Raw genomic sequence first — 16,057 nt, 5'->3', positions numbered from 1 at the left:
TATTGCCCGGACAACTGCTCGTACACGATGATTTCTACTCCGAGGCGCTCGGCTGCCAGCGCACGCTGGTGGTCTACCTGCCGCCCGGCTACGGCCGCGACACCCGCCGCCAGTACCCCGTGCTCTTCTTCCACGACGGGCAAAACGTCTTCGACGGACGGACCTCCTACGTCCCCGGACAGTACTGGCGCGCCAAGGAGTCGGCCGACGACCTGCTCGCCAACCGCCTGATCGAGCCGCTCATCATGGTCGCCGTCTATCACGGCGGCGAAAAGCGCATCCACGAATACACCCCCACCAAGACCCGCAAACTCGGTGGCGGCGGAGCCAACCTCCACGCCTGGATGCTCGTCGAAGAGCTCCGCCCCTGGCTGCGCGATCGCTACCGCATCCTGCCCCAGGCCCGCCACAACGCCCTCTGCGGCTCCTCCCTGGGCGGACTCGCCACGCTCTACCTCGGCCTCACCCACCCCCAGGTCTTCGGCCGCCTCGGCGTCATGTCCCCCTCGGTCTGGTGGGACCACCGCGTCATCCTCAAAATGCTCCAGACCGTCCAGCATCCCGAGCGGCAGCGCATGTGGCTCGACATCGGCACCGAAGAGGGCAACGCCCCCTTCGGCTCCACCCGCGACGTCCGACTGCTCAAGGCGACCCTCGTCAGTAAGGGCTGGCGCGAAGGCCGCAGCCTCGCCTACCTCGAAGCCGAAGGGGCCGATCACAGCGAACGCGCCTGGGCCGAACGCGTCCCGTCCATGCTCCAATACCTCTTCCCCAGGAAGGCCAAATAGCGTGAGAATCGGCATCGACGCGGGCGGCACGTTCACAGACTTCGTGGTCCTGCACGACGGCGGCCGCATGGAAACCTTCAAGCTCCGCTCCAACCCCAAAGCGCCCCACGAAGTCATCCTCGCCGGACTCGCCCGCATCGCCAACCCCGAACCCTGCGACGTCATCCACGGCTCCACCGTCGCCACCAACGCCCTGCTCGAGCGCAAGGGCGCCCGCACCGCCTTCCTCACCACCGCCGGCTTCGAGGATCTGCTCGAAATCGGACGCCAGAACCGAGCCCAGCTCTACAACCTCACGCCCGGCCCCAAACGCCTGCTCATCCCGCCCGAACTCTGCTTCGGAGTGAAGGAGCGCACCCTCGCCGACGGCTCCATCGAATCCGTACCTTCGGGTTTAGCCACACTGCGCGGCAAGCTCCGCCGCGCGGGCGTCGAAAGCGTTTCCGTCGGCTTCCTGCACTCCTACCGGACCCCCGCCAATGAACAGGCCGTGGCTGAAGCTCTGGGCGACGAGTTCTACCTCTCCATCTCCCATCGCATCTGCCCCGAGTTCCGCGAGTTCGAACGCGCCTCCACCACCGCCCTCAACGCCTACGTCGGCCCGTTGATGCGCAACTACCTCTCCCAACTCGGCCGCGCCACCCACCACCGCGTCTGGATCGTGCAATCCAACGGCGGCTCCATCACCGTCGGCGAAGCCGGCGACCAGGCCGTCCGCACCATCCTGTCCGGACCCGCCGGCGGCGTCACCGGAGCCGCCGAAACCGCCCGCGCCAGCGGCTTCCGCAAAGTCCTCGGCTTCGACATGGGCGGCACCTCCACTGACGTCTCCCTTTGCGACGGCGCCCCCCGCGAAACCCTCGAAGCCTCCGTCGACGGCCTGCCCGTCAAACTGCCCATGCTCGAGATCCACACCGTCGGCGCCGGAGGCGGCTCCATCGCCTATGTCGACTCCGGCGGCCTGCTCCGCGTCGGCCCCGAATCCGCCGGAGCCGATCCCGGCCCCGCCTGCTACGGCTCTGGAACCCGCGCCACCACCACCGACGCCCACGTCGTCCTGGGCCGCATCGCCGCCGATCAGCTCGTCGGAGGAGCCATGACCCTCCAGCCCGAGCGCGCCCGCCAGGCCATCCAGGAACTCGCCGTCCAGTTGAGCCTCCCGGAAACCGAAGCCGCCGCCGGCATCCTCCGCGTCGCCAACGCCACCATGGGCCGTGCCATTCGCGTCGTCTCCATCGAACGCGGCTACGATCCCCGCGACTTCGCCCTGCTCGCCTTCGGCGGCTGCGGCGGCCTCCACGCCTGCGAACTGGCCGAGGACCTCGGCATCCACACCGTCCTCGTGCCCGCCCTCGCCGGAGCCCTCTCCGCCCTCGGCATGCTCCTCGCCGACCGCATCCGCGACTACTCCGCCGGAGCCCTCGGCCTCGCCAATCCGGACCAGGCCTTCCAGCACCTGGAACAGCAAGCCCAGGCCGAAATGCCTGGAGCCCAGCTCGAGCGTTTCGCTGACCTCCGCTATCTCGGCCAGAGCTACGAACTCACCGTCCCCTGGAACGCCAAATCACCAGCCCGCCCCTTCCATGCGCTCCACAAGAAGACTTACGGTTACTCCAACCCGCAACGCGAGATCGAGATCGTCACTCTCCGCGTCCGCGCCCGCATCGCCGTCCGCAAACCCCGCCTGCTCGACAAAACACCCGCCGACGCGACGCCTCCGCAAACCCGCCGCTTCTACGCCGGAGGCAAATGGGTGCGCGGCCCCGTCTATAACCGCGCCCAACTCAGCCAGGAGCCCGTCTCCGGGCCCGCCCTCGTCGTCGACTATGGCTCCACCACGCTCATCCCGCCTGGCTGGAACGTTCGGCGCGATCCCACTGGCATGCTTGTAGTTGAGCGCCACCAGCCCGTGTGATGTACTGAATGCGATGAAGCCTCACATATTGCTGCTGGCCCTGGCCCTGCCCTTGTGCGCGCAGGTGAAGTTCGCTCAGACCCCCGGCAAGATCGAAGTCGAGGTCAACGGCAAGCCGTTCACCACCTTCTTCGCGGGCGGCGACGCGCCCAAGCCCTACCTCGCGCCGCTCCGCTCGGCCGACGGCCTGGTCATCACCCGCCGCTACCCCATGGAAGCGGTAGCCGGAGAGACGAAGGACCACCCGCACCATCGCGGCCTCTGGTTTACCCACGGCGATATCAACGGCATCGATTTCTGGATGAACGAACCCGGAGCCAAAGGCCGCCACGGCACCATCAAACTCGACAAAATTGAAGCGGCCAAAGGCGGCAGGAAGCAGGGCACGATTCGAGCCACCTTCACCTGGATCGGCGACACCGGCACGCCGCTGCTGCGCGAAGACCGCACCATGACCTTTGTGGCCGACCCCGTCCTCCGCATCATCGACTTCGACGTCAACTTCACCGCGCTCGACAAGGCCACCTTCGGTGACACCAAGGAAGGCTTCTTCGCCATCCGCCTGCGCGACGAACTCTCAGAAACGCGCGGCACCGGCAAACTCGTCAGCTCCGACGGCAAGATGGGGATGAAACAGATCTGGGGCAAACAGTTCCCCTGGGTCGACTACTCCGGCACCCTGGAGGGCAAGAAGGTCGGCGTGGCCATCTTCGACGCACCTTCCAACATCCGCCACCCCACCTACTGGCACGCCCGCGACTACGGCCTCTTCGCCGCCAACCCCTTCGGCCTGCACGACTTCTACAACGACAAGACGAAGAACGGCAGCCATACCCTCGAGAAGGGCCAGTCGCTGCGCTTCCGCTACCGCGTCGTCATCCATCCCGGCGATACCGACGACGCCAAACTGGAAGGCGCGTACAGCGCCTGGACCAAGTCCCTTTCGAAGTAGCTTTCAACTGTCTGTGGAGCCATGTTCGGGCGGGGCGCTATGCTGGTCATGACCCGCCTGACATGGATCCGGAACGAAATCAACGCCTCAAAGTCGTCCTCATCGACACCCGTAACCCCTTGAATATCGGGGCCGTGGCCCGCGCCATGAGCAATTTCGGGTTCTTCGACCTGCGGCTCGTCCATCCCTACGAAGTCGCATTCCGCGAAGCCGTCAGCGCCGTCGGCGCCGCCCAGGTCATGAAGGACGCCCGTGTCTTCGAGACCGTCGCCGAAGCCGTAGCCGACTGCACCCTCGTCGTGGGAGCCACCGGCCTGGGCCACCGCCAACCCCAGCACCCCATGCATCGCCTGGAGAAGGGGGCCCGCCTGCTCCGCCGCCACATGACCGCCTCCAACGTCGCCCTCCTCTTCGGCAGCGAGAAGTTCGGCCTCGGCAACAGCGACGTCAGCCACTGCCACTGGCTCACCCACATCCCCACCCGGGCCCAGCACGACTCGATGAACCTCGCCCAGGCCGTCGCCGTCTGCCTCTATGAGCTCATCCGCCAGCCTTCCACCGCCCGCCATATGCCCGAGGCCGCCGAACTGGCGGAAGGTGAAGAGGTGGAACGGTTTACAGATCTCCTGGAGAATGTGCTACAGGCGTCGGAATACACCGATTACAGCATGGCGAAGAATGGACGGGACAAAACTCATCGTCTCGTGCGCCGCATGCATCTCCGAGTCAAGGACGCCGCCGTCCTCACCGGCATGCTCCGCCAGGTGCTGTGGAAGCTGAAGCATCCGCAAGGCTGATGCTACTCTGCCCCGCAGGGCCAATGTTACTCTGTAAAGTGCTATGACCAAGGTCGAGGTTAACTACGAGTTTACGGCCCCCTTCGAGGAGGCCTGGACCGGAGCGATCGAAAGGCTCCACGGCATCTACGGCATGCAGTTGATCCAGCTCGCACCCGGCCTGGATCGCCTCAAGGTCGGGTTCGACGCCTCACGCCTGAAAATCACCGACGTGGAAAGCCAGCTCCGCCAGGCCGGTCTGCCGCTGCGCCGCGTGGATTAGTGCAGGGCAGGCATGAACCGCATCCGCCTGCGCCAACCCTAGGAATCGGAGCGAGAGCATGCAGGAGTTTCTTCGCCTTTACACCGAATGGCACGGCGCCGGCCGTTTCCTGGTGGTTTGGCTCAGCATCACCTGCATTTTCTGGCTCATCAAGAATTTAGCCTTCCGCTACATCCGCCGCGCCGCCGCCCGCACGGAAACCAAAGTTGACGACCAGGTCGTAGCGGCCCTCGCGTGGCCCGTCCGGTTCTGGACCGTCCTCGCCGCTCTCATCACGGCCGTTCGCGATCTCGACGAACGCGACCTGCCCAAGTCCTTCCAGGAACTGATCTCCGGCGCGATGATCGTGCTGGTGGCGGTCTCCTTCACCATGGCCGCCTCCCGCGTCTCCGCCCTGCTCCTTCAGTACTACTTGAGTCGTAGCGGGTCGAGCCAACAGGTCACCACCCTCACCCGCACCGTCATTCGGGTCCTTTGGCTGATTCCGTCCGCCCTGTTGATTCTCAACATGCTGAAGATCAACCTGGCGCCGGCTCTGACAGCCTTGGGCGTGGGCGGTTTGGCGGTCAGTTTGGCCCTGCAGGGCACCCTCGCCAATCTGTTCTCAGGCTTTTACGTCAGCATGGCGGGCAACATCCATCGCGGAGACTTCATCCGGCTGGACAATGGGCAGGAGGGCTACGTCGAGGATATCCGCTGGCGCATCACCACCTTGCGTGCGCTCTCCAACAACCTCGTCATCATTCCCAACGCCAAGCTCGCTGAGGCCGTGGTCACCAACTTCACTTACCCCGAACCACGAATGTCGACATCTATAGTAGTCGGCGTCAGCTATTCCAGCGACATCGACCGTGTGTCGGAGATCCTCCTGGAGGAGGCGCGGGCCACCGTCGGGGAAGTCGACGGCCTGTTGCCGGAACCCGGCCCGGTGGTGCGCCTGAACCCGGGTTTCAGCCCTTCGTCGCTGGACTTCACCTTATCGGTTCACGTGGCCAAGTTCGAGCGCCAGTTCGCCGTGCAGGACGCCCTGCGGCGCCGTGTTTTCAAACGGTTCCAGAAGGAAGGGATCTCGATCCCCTACCCGGTGCAGACCCTGGATATCGCACCGGGCGTCCTGCGACGAGCTTTCAACCGCGAAGCTTAGGCGACAGCCTAGTTCAGCTTCTTGCCTGCTTTTTCGATGCCTTCGCCCGTCTTTTCCAGACCCTTGCCCACTGCACCGACACCCTTTTTGATCCCGCGGCCCGTCGCCTTGGCGGCATCCGTCGTGGCATCCGCCGTGGCGCCGGCTACTTCCTTGGTTTTGCGGCCGGTGGCTTTGGCGGCATCCGTGGTGGCATTGGTCGCTTTCTTGGCTCCGGAGGCGGTGGCATGTCCGGCGTCGGAGGTGGCGTCAGCCGTAGCTCCGGCTACTTCCTTGGTCTTGCGGCCGGTGGCTTTGGCGGCGTCGGTGGTGGCAGTGGCGGCTTTTTTGGTACCGGACGCGGTGGCGTGAGCGGCATCCGAGGTGGCATCAGCCGTGGCGCCCGCTACCTTCTTGGTGGTGCGTCCAGTGGCTTTAGCGGCGTCAGTTGTCGCGTTGGCTGTGGCCTTCGCTGCCTTTTCAGTGGCGGCTGCGCCTTTGACGAGGGGCCCGTCTTCTTTCTTCTTCTCCTGGGCGCCCAGGGAGAGAAAACAGGGTACAGCGGCGAGCGCGGAGAGAGCGAGGATGCGGCGAAACGTCATATCTATTTATGCCTTCAATACTTTCGAGTTGCAAGTGGCACGTTTGACAGTTGCGAGGTACAAAACCTATACTGGAGGTTCAGCCTGCAAGGGCTAGGGATATCTTTGTGCTTGAGCACGGGCCATCCCCGCCGAGCCCGCTGGGACACCCAAAGGTAGCAGAATGCCGAAGAGAACATTTCAGCCGAACAATTTTAAGCGTGCGAAGGCGCATGGCTTCCGAGCTCGCATGAAGACCAAGAACGGCCGCGCCGTGCTGGCCCGCCGCCGCGCCCGGGGCCGTCACAAGCTGACTGTCAGTGACGAACGCGCCATCCGCTACAACGAACGTTAATTCCAGTCGTCCTGACGGGACCCGACTGACTCTGCCCAAAAGCCGGCGGTTGTTGAAGTCGGTCGAGTTCCGGCAGGTATACGACAACGGATTCAAAGTACCCTGCCCTTGTTTCGTGGCCTTTTGCTGGAAGAGTTCGCAGCCGGATGGACCAAAGATCGGGTTCACGGCGCCTCGAGCACTGGGCAAAGCGACAGTTCGCAACCGAATGAAGCGCCGGGTCCGAGAGACAATTCGCCGCAGACTTCCCCTGATGGATGCGCACTGGCACATCGTGGTGAATCTGCGGCGTACGAGTTTGACCGCGCCCCAATCCCAACTGGACAGCGAAGTAGAGAAGGTATTTGCGCGATGCAACGCCTGATCCTTGCGCTGCTCTCCGGCTACAAAAGCTGGATATCCCCCTTGCTGCCCGCCGCCTGCCGATTTCATCCCACCTGTAGTGAATACATGATGCAAGCCGTTGGAAAGTATGGCGTCGCGCGTGGCGTGTGGATGGGCTTACGGCGGCTGGTTCGCTGTCATCCGTGGAACCCGGGCGGGTTGGATCCCGTAGTCTGAGCAGCAGCTGAGAAAGAGAGACGAATGGCCGACGATACCAACGGCGCTTCCAAGAAGCCGAGCACCGGAGAGAAAAAAGAACTCAGCATGGAGATGAGACTCCTGCTGGCGTTTGGCTTGATGGGGATAGTGCTGTTCGTCACGCAGTACCTGATGCCGAAGCAGGCTCCCAAGCCGCCGGAGAAGCAGCAGGTAGCGCAGACGGCTCAACCCGCGCCCGCGCAGAAGCCCGTCGAGCCGCCGGCCGCCGCAAAGACCACAGCAGCGCCCGCCAAGCCCGGCAAACCGGGCGACACCAAGGCTGTGGCAGCCCCTGCCACCGTCATTGGTGAAAAGGAAGAGCTGCACGTCGTCGAGACCGAGAACTACCGCATCGTCTTCACCAATCGCGGCGCCTGCGTCCATAGCTGGATCCTCAAGAAATACAAAGACATCCAGGGTAAGCCGGTGGAGCTCGTCAGCAGCACCGCGGCTCCCAAGGTGGGCTGGCCGTTCAGCTACATGTTCCTGGGCCAGAAGCCGGCCGTCGATCTCAACGGCGTTCTGTTCTCGGTGAAACAGCCGGATCCCTCCACCGTAGAGTTCGAGTACGCCGACGGCACCACCACCGCGAAAAAGTCTTTCCAGTTCGATCCCAAGACTTACAAGTCGGTCTTCCACTCCGATGTGACCAGCGGCGGCAAGGGCATCGCCCACCAGCTCGCATGGCGCGGCGGCTTCGGTGACCGCACGGTCCACAACGCTCCGGACATCCAGAAGAGCGTTCATTACGACGCCATCAAGTCCAAGCTGGTGGAAGAAGGCTCCGGTTCGGCCTCGAAGGGGCCTGTGACGGTCTCCGGGTCGTTCCACTTCGCCGGCATCGAGGATACGTTCTTCGCCGCCGTGGTCCTGCCCCAGCCGGGCACCACCACCGAGATGACCACCTGGCAGGACCATGTGGTGCCGGTGCTGGGCGCCGAGGAGAAACCGCACGTCGGCATCTCCATTGGCGGCAAGGACGTCAACGAAGCCATTCTGTTCGTCGGGCCCAAGGATACGGATGTCCTGCGCGCCACCGACAAGAACCTGGAAACGATGATCGACTGGGGCTGGTTCTGGTTTATCGCCAAGCCGCTCTTCCTCGCTCTCCACTGGGCCAACGACAACCTGACGAATAACTGGGGCTGGGCGATTGTCTTCGCCACCGTGATCATCAACCTGCTGATGCTGCCCATGCGCTTTTCGCAGCTGCGCAGCTCGCAGAAGATGGCCAAGCTCCAGCCCGAACTTCAAGCCATTCAGGCGCGCTATAAAGATGTGCCCATGAAGGATCCTCGCAAGCAGAAGCAAAACGAGGAGACCATGGCGCTCTACCAGAAGCACGGCATCAACCCGGTGGGCGGCTGCGTGCCGCTGCTGTTGCAGATGCCCTTCTTCATTGCTTTTTTTAAGGTATTGTCAGTGGCCATTGAACTGCGCGGCGCTCAATGGTTGTGGGTGACGGATCTCTCGCAGCCCGAGACGCTGCCGATCCGTATTTTGCCGGTGACGATGTTGATCACCCAGGTAGGCATGCAGAAGATGACGCCCGCGGCGGGCGCCGATCCCCAGCAGCAGAAGCTGATGATGTATATGATGCCTATCATGATGACTTTCATGTTCTACGGCGCGTCCAGTGGGCTGGTGTTATACTGGCTCACTGGCAACGTGGTAGGCATAGCTCAGCAATACTTCTTTAACAAAGCCGCGGCGAAGCCTGCGCCCGCCCAGGTCATTATTCCTAAGAAGAAATAGAAAGCAGCTACGGTTTGGCTCATGAGCAACCGGAATTACACAGTTGAAACGGTGGGCGATGATGTCGCCGACTTCCTGGACGCTGTCCTGGATGCCGCGGACTTCGACGTCGAATACGAGATCCTGGACGGCCATGAGGCGGGCAACTACTTTGAGAAGCCCACTCTCGTGGTTAAGTTCTCAGGGCCCGACCTCGAATTCCTGATGAACAACAAGGGCGAGTCGTTGCTCGCTCTGGAGCAGTTGACGCAGGAGGTCCTGAAAATGGCCCCTGACGAGCATGCTCTCCTGTGTTTTGACGCCAACGACTACCGGCTGCTGCGGCAGGAAGAGCTGCGCCTCAGCGCACTGACGGTGGCCGAACGCGTGCGTGAATCGAAGGTGCCTTACCGGTTCAACCCGATGAGCAGCCGCGAACGGCGGCTGATTCACCTCGCGATGCGCGACCAGACAGACCTGCGTAGCGAGAGTGCCGGCGTCGGGCCGGGCCGCCACGTAGTCATCTATCCGGCAGGCATGGCTTCCTTGCCCGATCCTCCTCCCATGGCGGCACTTCCGCCACGGCGCCCGGGTGGTCCTGGCGGTGATCGCCGCGGTGGCGATCGCGGCGGAGACCGGCGTGGCGGGGGCGGTGGCCGCGACCGCGATCGTGGACCACGGCGCGGACCGCGCCGCTAATCCTACAACTGTCGAGTGTCTACCCAGGATACGATTGTCGCCATCTCGACGCCGCCCGGCGCCGGTGGCCTCGGAGTCGTGCGCCTGTCCGGCGCCGAAGCGCGCCGTGTCGCCGAAGGACTCCTTCGCTTCCCGGCCGCACCCGAGTGGAAACCCTGGACCGCCTCCCTCGCTGAACTCCTGGACGAATCCGGCAACACCGTCGACCAGGTTGTCGTCACCTACTTCGCCGCGCCTCGCTCCTATACCGCCGAGGACGTCGTCGAGATTGCCTGCCACGGCTCACCGGTCGTCCTCCGCCACTGTGTAGCCCGCGCCCTCCAAGGGGGAGCCCGGCCAGCCGAACCCGGGGAGTTCACTCTCCGTGCTTACCTCAACGGCCGCATCGACTTACCCCAGGCCGAAGCCGTCCACGACCTCATCACCGCCACCACCCTCCACCAGGCCCGCATCGCCGCCCAGCAGATGGAAGGCTCCGTTTCCCGAGCCATTGCCCCGCTGAAAGCGCAACTAGTTGAGCTGATCGCCCTGCTGGAGGCCGGCATCGACTTCGCCGAGGACGATGTCAGCGTCGCCTCCAGCGACCACATCCTGGACCGCATCCGGCCGATCTCCGTCGGCCTCACCCGCCTGATCGAAAGCTTCCGCTTCGGCAAACTCGTCCACGACGGCCTGACCCTCGCCATCGCCGGCCGTCCCAACGTGGGCAAGAGCAGTCTTTTCAACGCCTTGCTTCAGCGTGACCGGGCCATCGTCACCAACATCCCGGGCACCACCCGCGACACGGTCTCCGAGACGTTCTCCCTGGAAGGCATCCCTGTCCGCCTGGTGGACACCGCCGGCATCCGCGCCAGCTCCGATGTCGTCGAGAAGCTCGGCATCGAGCGCAGCTTCCAGGCCATGGCCGATGCTGATATTACAATCGTGGTAATTGATCTCTCCGTCGGAGTGGAGGAAGACGACCTCCAGTTGATGGAGCGGGCCGTTGAACAGGGCCTGCACCTGATCGTGGGGAACAAGTCGGACCTCCTCTGGGGTGCGTCGGATCTGCTGATGGTATCCGCAAAGACCGGAGACGGAATCGAGGAACTGCGACGTCGTCTCGTCGCCCTCATCGCCCCCGACGGCTTCGCCTCGCCTCAGTCCGGCCTCATTACCAGCCTGCGTCACGAACTACTTTTGAAGGAGAGCCTGGAGTCCCTGCAACGCACTGCAAATGCAGTGTCTTTCGGCCTCCCGCACGAGATGCTCCTGCTCGACTGCTACTCCGCCCTCCGCCCCCTCGACGCCCTCACCGGGGCCACCACCGCCGACGACATCCTCAACCACATCTTCTCGACGTTCTGCATCGGCAAATAACTCTTCTTGTAGTAATACTACAAGTGTTTACTCGGCGGCCTCGTCGAAGAACTTCTCCACCTCGCTCAGTCCGGTCGTAAACCGGTACGGCGGCAGCGAATCGAAGAACACCTGCCCATATCGGTTCCGCGTAATGCGGTTGTCCAGCAGAACCAGCACCCCCCGATCCGTCTTCGCCCGGATCAGCCGCCCAAACCCCTGCTTCAGCGCGATGGCCGCCTGCGGCACCTGATAGTCGTAGAACGGATTCCCGCCCGCCAGCTTGATCGCCCGCACTCTTGCTTCCACCACCGGATCGCTCGGCACGGCAAACGGCAACTTGTCGATGATCACGCACGACAGCGCCTCACCCTGCACATCCACTCCCTGCCAGAAGGACGACGTCGCAAACAGCACGCAATGCGGTGTCGACCGGAACTGCTCGATGAGCACTCGCTGAGGCGCATCCCCTTGCATCAGAACGGGATAGTCGAGATCCGGGGTCACCAGGTCGTGAATCAGCCGCATCTGCTGGTAGCTGGTGAACAGGACAAACGCCCGCCCGCGGCTGTGCCGCAGGATCACCCGCACCTCTTCGCCGGCCTGCCGCAGGAAATCCGAAGCCCGGACATCGGGCAGATGGTGCGGCACATACAGCAGAGCCTGCTTCTCATAGTCGAAGTGGCTGGGCACAATCAGCTCCCGAGCTCCATCCAGCCCCAGCCGCTCCCGCAGGTAATCGAACTTCTCCTCCACCGCCAGCGTGGCCGAGGTCAAGATGGCCGGCGACACCACGGCGAACAGCTTATCCCGCAATAGCCCGGACACGTCGATCGGCGTCGCCTGCAGGTACGTACCCCGTCCCCTCCGCTCAATCCAATAGACATTGCTGTGATCCTCACCTGACATCCACTGCTTCAGATTCCCCAGCAGCGTAATGGTCCGGCGGTGCAGCGGCACCAACTCCTCCGGAGCGTTCTTCACCAGCGACAGGTGCGCCGCCAGCAACTCCAGCACACTCAGGAAGTTGCCGAACTGCTCCTGATTCTGCGCCAGGAAACTCTGGTGCTCGTTGAAGCCCGACCGCCCCTCCTGCTGCGGAAACATGGCAAAGAACCGGTCGCCGTGATCCACCAGAAGCGTCAGGATCTGCTCCAGGTCGTGTGTGAAGAATTCCTTGCGCCGCGCCGTCGCCAGGATGTCCCGCCGCAGATCCTCCACCTGGTGCGACGAAATGGACAACCCGAAATACTGCCCGGCCACATCCTCCAACTCGTGCGCTTCGTCGAAGATCACCGCGGAGTAGTCCGGCAGGATGGCGGCGTGCTCCTCCTCCTTCACCGCCAGGTCGGCGAAGAAGAGGTGGTGGTTCACGATGATGATGTCGGACTCCATCGCCCGCTGGTGCATCAGCGTGATGAAGCAGCGCTCGAACGACGCGCACTTCTGGCCGGTACACAAGTCGCTGCGCGCATCGAGCTTTGACCATACCGAGGTCCCATCGGGCAGGTTCGGAATCGACGAGCGGTCGCCGCTCTCAGTCGTTTTCTCCCACTCACGGATGATCGCGAAGTCCGACACCTCTTCCAGCCCATTGAGGATCGGCTCGCGCTCGGCGTCATAGATCTTCTGCCGGCAGGCATAGTTGTTGCGGCCCTTCATGTAGCAGGCCTTGATGCCGTTCGGGAAGAACTGGTTGAGGAACGGGATGTCCTTGAAAAACAGCTGTTCCTGCAGGTTCTTGGTACCCGTGGAGACCACCACGCGCTTGCCGGAGAGAATGGCGGGAATCAGGTAAGCCAGCGTCTTGCCGGTACCCGTGCCAGCCTCGACAACCTGGTGGCGCTTGTCTTCCAGGGCCGACTCCACCGCCAGCGCCATATCCAACTGCCCCTTGCGGAACTCATAGTTGGGATGAGCCTGCGCAAGGGGGCCGTTGCGTGAGAAGAACTGGCGAATGGAGAAGGGACGGGCCAAAGTTACCGCTTCCAGTGTATGACGGCGTCCCGGAACGCTTCGAACAGACGCAGGTGTCCCGCGTCGCTTTCGTACAGATCCTCGGGATGCCACTGTACACCCAGCACGAACCCGCGCGCGGAGGGCAGTTCCAGCGCCTCAACATGTCCGTCTTCCGAGACCGCGGTCGCGATCAGCCCGTCGCCCAGCCGCGCCGCCGCCTGGTGGTGCCGCGAATTCACCTGGTATTCACAGCCCAGAATCCCGCGCAGCAGCGAGCCATCGGAGATCTTCACGCCGTGCATTACGCCCGTATGCTCTTCGCCAATATGCTGCAGCAACTTCCCGCCGCGCAGCACGTTCAGCACCTGCATGCCGCGGCAGATCGCGAACAACGGCATGCCCAGCTCGATCGCCTCGCCCGCCAGCCGCAGTTCCATTTCGTCCCGGGGTCCATCCGGACTCCGCGCCGCGATGTCATCCTGGCCATAGCGCCACGGCTCAATGTCCGAGCCGCCGGTCAGCATAAGCCCGGACAAGCCAGCCAGCGACGCCGGAGCCTCGGGCGTCAGGTTCACCGCTTCCAGCCCCACCGCCTGCAACGCGGCACGATAGGGGACGGCCTTCTGCTCAAGTCGATAGGTCAAACCAACACGAGGAGCCACTTTCCTATTCTCCCGAATTCGGAGCCCCTCGATCAGGGCGCCACACGAGAAGATTCCTGTTGCTTTTCACCCGCGCTGCCCCAAACAATCAGCGATAGCGCTTTGTCCGGCGCGCCCGGCCGAAGCATCAGGAGGAGCCATGAATACCTACGTAGTGAAAGCCGGCGACACACTCGCCAAGATCGCCGCCCAATTCGGAGTCGACGTCAAAGCCCTGGCCCAGGTGAATGCCATCAGGGATCCCAACAAGATCTCCGTCGGTAAATCGCTGGTCATCCCGAATCTGACCACCGACCTACAGGGCCTGGCGGTTGAGGCCAATGTCGCACACGAGCCCGTGATCGACCGCACCACCTTCCGCCTGCCCACCACCGAGTTCGCCAACGAGACCTCGGCCAAGGACCTGATCATGCTCCACTTCACGGCCAGTTCCAACGCCCAGAGCGTTTTCAACGCCTGGATGGCCCCCGTGAACGGCAAGCCCTATCGCGTCGCGACGGCTTATGTCGTCGATCGCGACGGCAAGATCTATGAGTTCTTCCCGCCCGAGAAGTGGGCCTGGCACCTGGGCATGACCGGCAACAATCCCAACTCCGTGAACGACCGCCGCGCCGTGGCCATCGAAATCGTGAACGTAGGCGGACTGCAGGAGGACGCGGCCAACAAGGATCAATTGAACTGGTGGCCGAACAACTACAAGACCCGCTGGTGCGCCAAGTCCGAGAAGGATCGTTACGTGAAATCGACCTACCGCGGCATCAACTACTTCGCGTCCTTCCCCAGCATCCAGGTAACGGCCGTCCACGACCTGGTCCACCACCTGGCCGACAAGTTCAGCATCGCCAAGACGTTGCCGCCGGCCGCCAAGCGGACGGAGTTCGACCCCGTGTTCTTCAGCGCTTACAAGGGCATCGCCTCGCACCAGAACTACCGTGCGGACAAGACCGATATGGGCCCGGCCTGGGATTGGTCGAGCCTCGGGATCTAGTAGTTCTTCTGCCGCTCGAAGCGGGCCCGCTGCGCCCGGCCCATGGCTTTGACTCCGGCCAGCGCCGGGTCCTGCTTCGACAGCGTCTCCAGATTCGACGCGACTTTTTCGATCGCCCGCGCCACGTCGCGCACGTCCTCTTCCTCGCCGATCAGGCAGAACTGGAAGAGCCAGATGGACTCATCGTAGGCGGCGCGCTCCGACACCGGGCAGTGGTCCTGCGAGTAGTCGACCGGAGTCTCGCGCTCGTACGCCAATTGCGGGCACTTCTTCGGCGTCGCGTAGAAAAGATCGCTCTTGTAGACCGCCTCGTAGAAACGGCCGTCGCAGGGGATCCCTTCTTTTTCCAGGGCGGCGACGAACAGGTCGCGATGGGGCGCCGGCTGCCCCGGCTCGGGCCGGTACTGCAGCACATAGCAGTAGTTTGTCGGCGCAGTGATCCCCGGTTGTTCCGGCAGCACCCGAATCCCAGGCACACCCTGCAGCAGCGACCCCAGCAAATGCGCGCGTTCGGCGCGCAAGGCCCGCAACGCCGGCAGCGTCTCCAACTGCCCGATCAGCAGCGCGATCTGCAGGTCCGTCATGCGGTAGTTCAACCCCAGCAGGCGCTGGCCAAACTTATCCGTGAGGCTGGCGCGGCCACAATTGACCACGGTCTGCATCGCCTCGTAGTACTCCAGGCTGTTCGTGGTGAGCATCCCGCCTTCGCCGGCGGTCATCAGTTTGCTCTCCTGCAGGCTGAACGAACCCATGTCGCCGATGGAGCCGGCGCCCTTTCCGTGGTAAGCGCCGCCATGCGCGTGGGCCGCGTCCTCAATCACCTTCAGATTGTGGAAGTGCGCCAGCGTCATCAGGTCACCCATCTCGGTGAACCGCATGGCCAGATGGACCGGGATGATCGCCTTCGTGCGCGGCGTGATCGCCTGCCGCACCGACTCCACGCACAGACAGTAGGTATCAGGGTCGATGTCGGCGAACACGGGCACCGCGCCCATGGCCAGAACCGCCGTCGCCGTGCCGTCCCAGGTGTAGGCGGGCACGATCACTTCATCGCCGAAGCCAACACCCGCCGCCTGCAGCGCGATGGACAAGGAAACCGTGCCGTTCGCGACAGGCAGCGCGTACTCGGCGCCGTGCATGGCCGCGAAGTCCTTGCAGAAGCCGGAAGCCAGAGCCGTGGGCAGGGGATATCCACCCCAATGGCGGCTCTCCACCGTGCGGACAATGCGCGCGATGTCGGAAGGCTGGTATTGGGGCCAGGGAGCGAAGGGTTTGCGGCGGACCGGGTCGCCGCCAAGGATGGCGAGTTGGCTCATGTGGAC

General features: G+C 63.5%; 17 protein-coding genes. 13 read left to right on the top strand and 4 right to left on the bottom strand.

Annotation, left to right across the window (positions count from 1 at the left end):
- Positions 1-2 precede the first annotated feature (2 nt).
- The 6 genes from IRI77_RS25825 to IRI77_RS25800 all read left to right on the top strand — a co-directional run bounded on the left by IRI77_RS25825 (position 3) and on the right by IRI77_RS25800 (position 5,858).
- Positions 3-788: an alpha/beta hydrolase gene (locus tag IRI77_RS25825; RefSeq protein WP_194447879.1), complete on the top strand. Its 786-nt coding sequence runs from the start codon at positions 3-5 to the stop codon at positions 786-788.
- Between the two features lies 1 nt (position 789).
- Positions 790-2,703 (top strand): hydantoinase/oxoprolinase family protein, encoded by a 1,914-nt coding sequence (locus IRI77_RS25820; RefSeq protein WP_194447878.1) that lies wholly within the window; start codon positions 790-792, stop codon positions 2,701-2,703.
- Positions 2,704-2,716: 13 nt separating this feature from the next.
- Positions 2,717-3,655, top strand: coding sequence for a DUF6807 domain-containing protein (locus tag IRI77_RS25815; protein ID WP_194447877.1), 939 nt, complete (start codon positions 2,717-2,719; stop codon positions 3,653-3,655).
- 62 nt (positions 3,656-3,717) lie between these two features.
- Positions 3,718-4,452 (top strand): RNA methyltransferase, encoded by a 735-nt coding sequence (locus IRI77_RS25810; protein ID WP_194447876.1) that lies wholly within the window; start codon positions 3,718-3,720, stop codon positions 4,450-4,452.
- A 43-nt stretch (positions 4,453-4,495) separates the two neighbouring features.
- Positions 4,496-4,714 carry a hypothetical protein gene (locus IRI77_RS25805; RefSeq protein WP_194447875.1) on the top strand — a complete coding sequence of 73 codons (219 nt, stop codon included), beginning with the start codon at positions 4,496-4,498 and terminating at the stop codon, positions 4,712-4,714.
- A 58-nt stretch (positions 4,715-4,772) separates the two neighbouring features.
- Positions 4,773-5,858 (top strand): mechanosensitive ion channel family protein, encoded by a 1,086-nt coding sequence (locus IRI77_RS25800; protein ID WP_194447874.1) that lies wholly within the window; start codon positions 4,773-4,775, stop codon positions 5,856-5,858.
- 8 nt (positions 5,859-5,866) lie between these two features.
- Here IRI77_RS25800 and IRI77_RS25795 read toward each other — a convergent pair whose 3' ends face one another.
- The gene (locus IRI77_RS25795; protein WP_194447873.1) at positions 5,867-6,439 is read right to left on the bottom strand and encodes a hypothetical protein; all 573 of its coding nucleotides are present in this window, start codon (positions 6,437-6,439) and stop codon (positions 5,867-5,869) included.
- A 163-nt stretch (positions 6,440-6,602) separates the two neighbouring features.
- On the opposite strand from IRI77_RS25795, the gene rpmH reads away from it, so the two are divergent.
- Genes rpmH through mnmE form a run of 6 tightly spaced genes read left to right on the top strand, consistent with a single transcriptional unit; the run spans position 6,603 to position 11,147 of the window.
- Positions 6,603-6,773: a 50S ribosomal protein L34 gene (rpmH, locus tag IRI77_RS25790; RefSeq protein WP_194447872.1), complete on the top strand. Its 171-nt coding sequence runs from the start codon at positions 6,603-6,605 to the stop codon at positions 6,771-6,773.
- A complete protein-coding gene (gene rnpA / locus IRI77_RS38710) occupies positions 6,739-7,137 on the top strand; it encodes a ribonuclease P protein component (protein WP_407673999.1) in 399 nt (132 codons plus the stop codon). Before rpmH ends, rnpA begins: the two co-directional genes overlap by 35 nt.
- Entirely contained in the window at positions 7,125-7,334 is a 210-nt protein-coding gene (gene yidD / locus IRI77_RS25780) for a membrane protein insertion efficiency factor YidD (protein ID WP_194447870.1), read from the top strand. The genes rnpA and yidD overlap by 13 nt, the downstream gene beginning before the upstream one ends.
- A 24-nt stretch (positions 7,335-7,358) precedes the next feature.
- Positions 7,359-9,110: a membrane protein insertase YidC gene (yidC, locus tag IRI77_RS25775; RefSeq protein WP_194447869.1), complete on the top strand. Its 1,752-nt coding sequence runs from the start codon at positions 7,359-7,361 to the stop codon at positions 9,108-9,110.
- A gap of 21 nt (positions 9,111-9,131) precedes the next feature.
- Positions 9,132-9,788, top strand: a complete 657-nt coding sequence (locus tag IRI77_RS25770) for a Jag family protein (protein ID WP_194447868.1) — start codon at positions 9,132-9,134, stop codon at positions 9,786-9,788.
- Between the two features lie 15 nt (positions 9,789-9,803).
- The gene (gene mnmE / locus IRI77_RS25765; RefSeq protein WP_194447867.1) at positions 9,804-11,147 is read left to right on the top strand and encodes a tRNA uridine-5-carboxymethylaminomethyl(34) synthesis GTPase MnmE; all 1,344 of its coding nucleotides are present in this window, start codon (positions 9,804-9,806) and stop codon (positions 11,145-11,147) included.
- A 27-nt stretch (positions 11,148-11,174) separates the two neighbouring features.
- On the opposite strand, the gene IRI77_RS25760 is transcribed toward mnmE, so the two are convergent.
- Both IRI77_RS25760 and IRI77_RS25755 read right to left on the bottom strand, forming a co-directional pair.
- Positions 11,175-13,103 (bottom strand): ATP-dependent DNA helicase, encoded by a 1,929-nt coding sequence (locus IRI77_RS25760; protein WP_194447866.1) that lies wholly within the window; start codon positions 13,101-13,103, stop codon positions 11,175-11,177.
- A gap of 2 nt (positions 13,104-13,105) precedes the next feature.
- A complete protein-coding gene (locus IRI77_RS25755; protein ID WP_194447865.1) occupies positions 13,106-13,747 on the bottom strand; it encodes a gamma-glutamyl-gamma-aminobutyrate hydrolase family protein in 642 nt (213 codons plus the stop codon).
- Between the two features lie 139 nt (positions 13,748-13,886).
- Between IRI77_RS25755 and IRI77_RS25750 the strand changes: the two genes are divergently transcribed.
- Positions 13,887-14,735 carry a LysM peptidoglycan-binding domain-containing protein gene (locus IRI77_RS25750; protein WP_194447864.1) on the top strand — a complete coding sequence of 283 codons (849 nt, stop codon included), beginning with the start codon at positions 13,887-13,889 and terminating at the stop codon, positions 14,733-14,735.
- Here IRI77_RS25750 and IRI77_RS25745 read toward each other — a convergent pair.
- Positions 14,732-16,051, bottom strand: coding sequence for a DegT/DnrJ/EryC1/StrS family aminotransferase (locus tag IRI77_RS25745; protein WP_194447863.1), 1,320 nt, complete (start codon positions 16,049-16,051; stop codon positions 14,732-14,734). The genes IRI77_RS25750 and IRI77_RS25745 overlap by 4 nt on opposite strands.
- Between the last annotated feature and the right edge of the window lie 6 nt (positions 16,052-16,057).

Source organism: Paludibaculum fermentans (genome assembly GCF_015277775.1).
In the GTDB taxonomy this organism is placed as follows: Bacteria; Acidobacteriota; Terriglobia; order Bryobacterales; family Bryobacteraceae; genus Paludibaculum; species Paludibaculum fermentans.
Note: the sequence above shows the minus strand (reverse complement) of the source record. Positions and strands in the feature narration are given on the sequence as shown.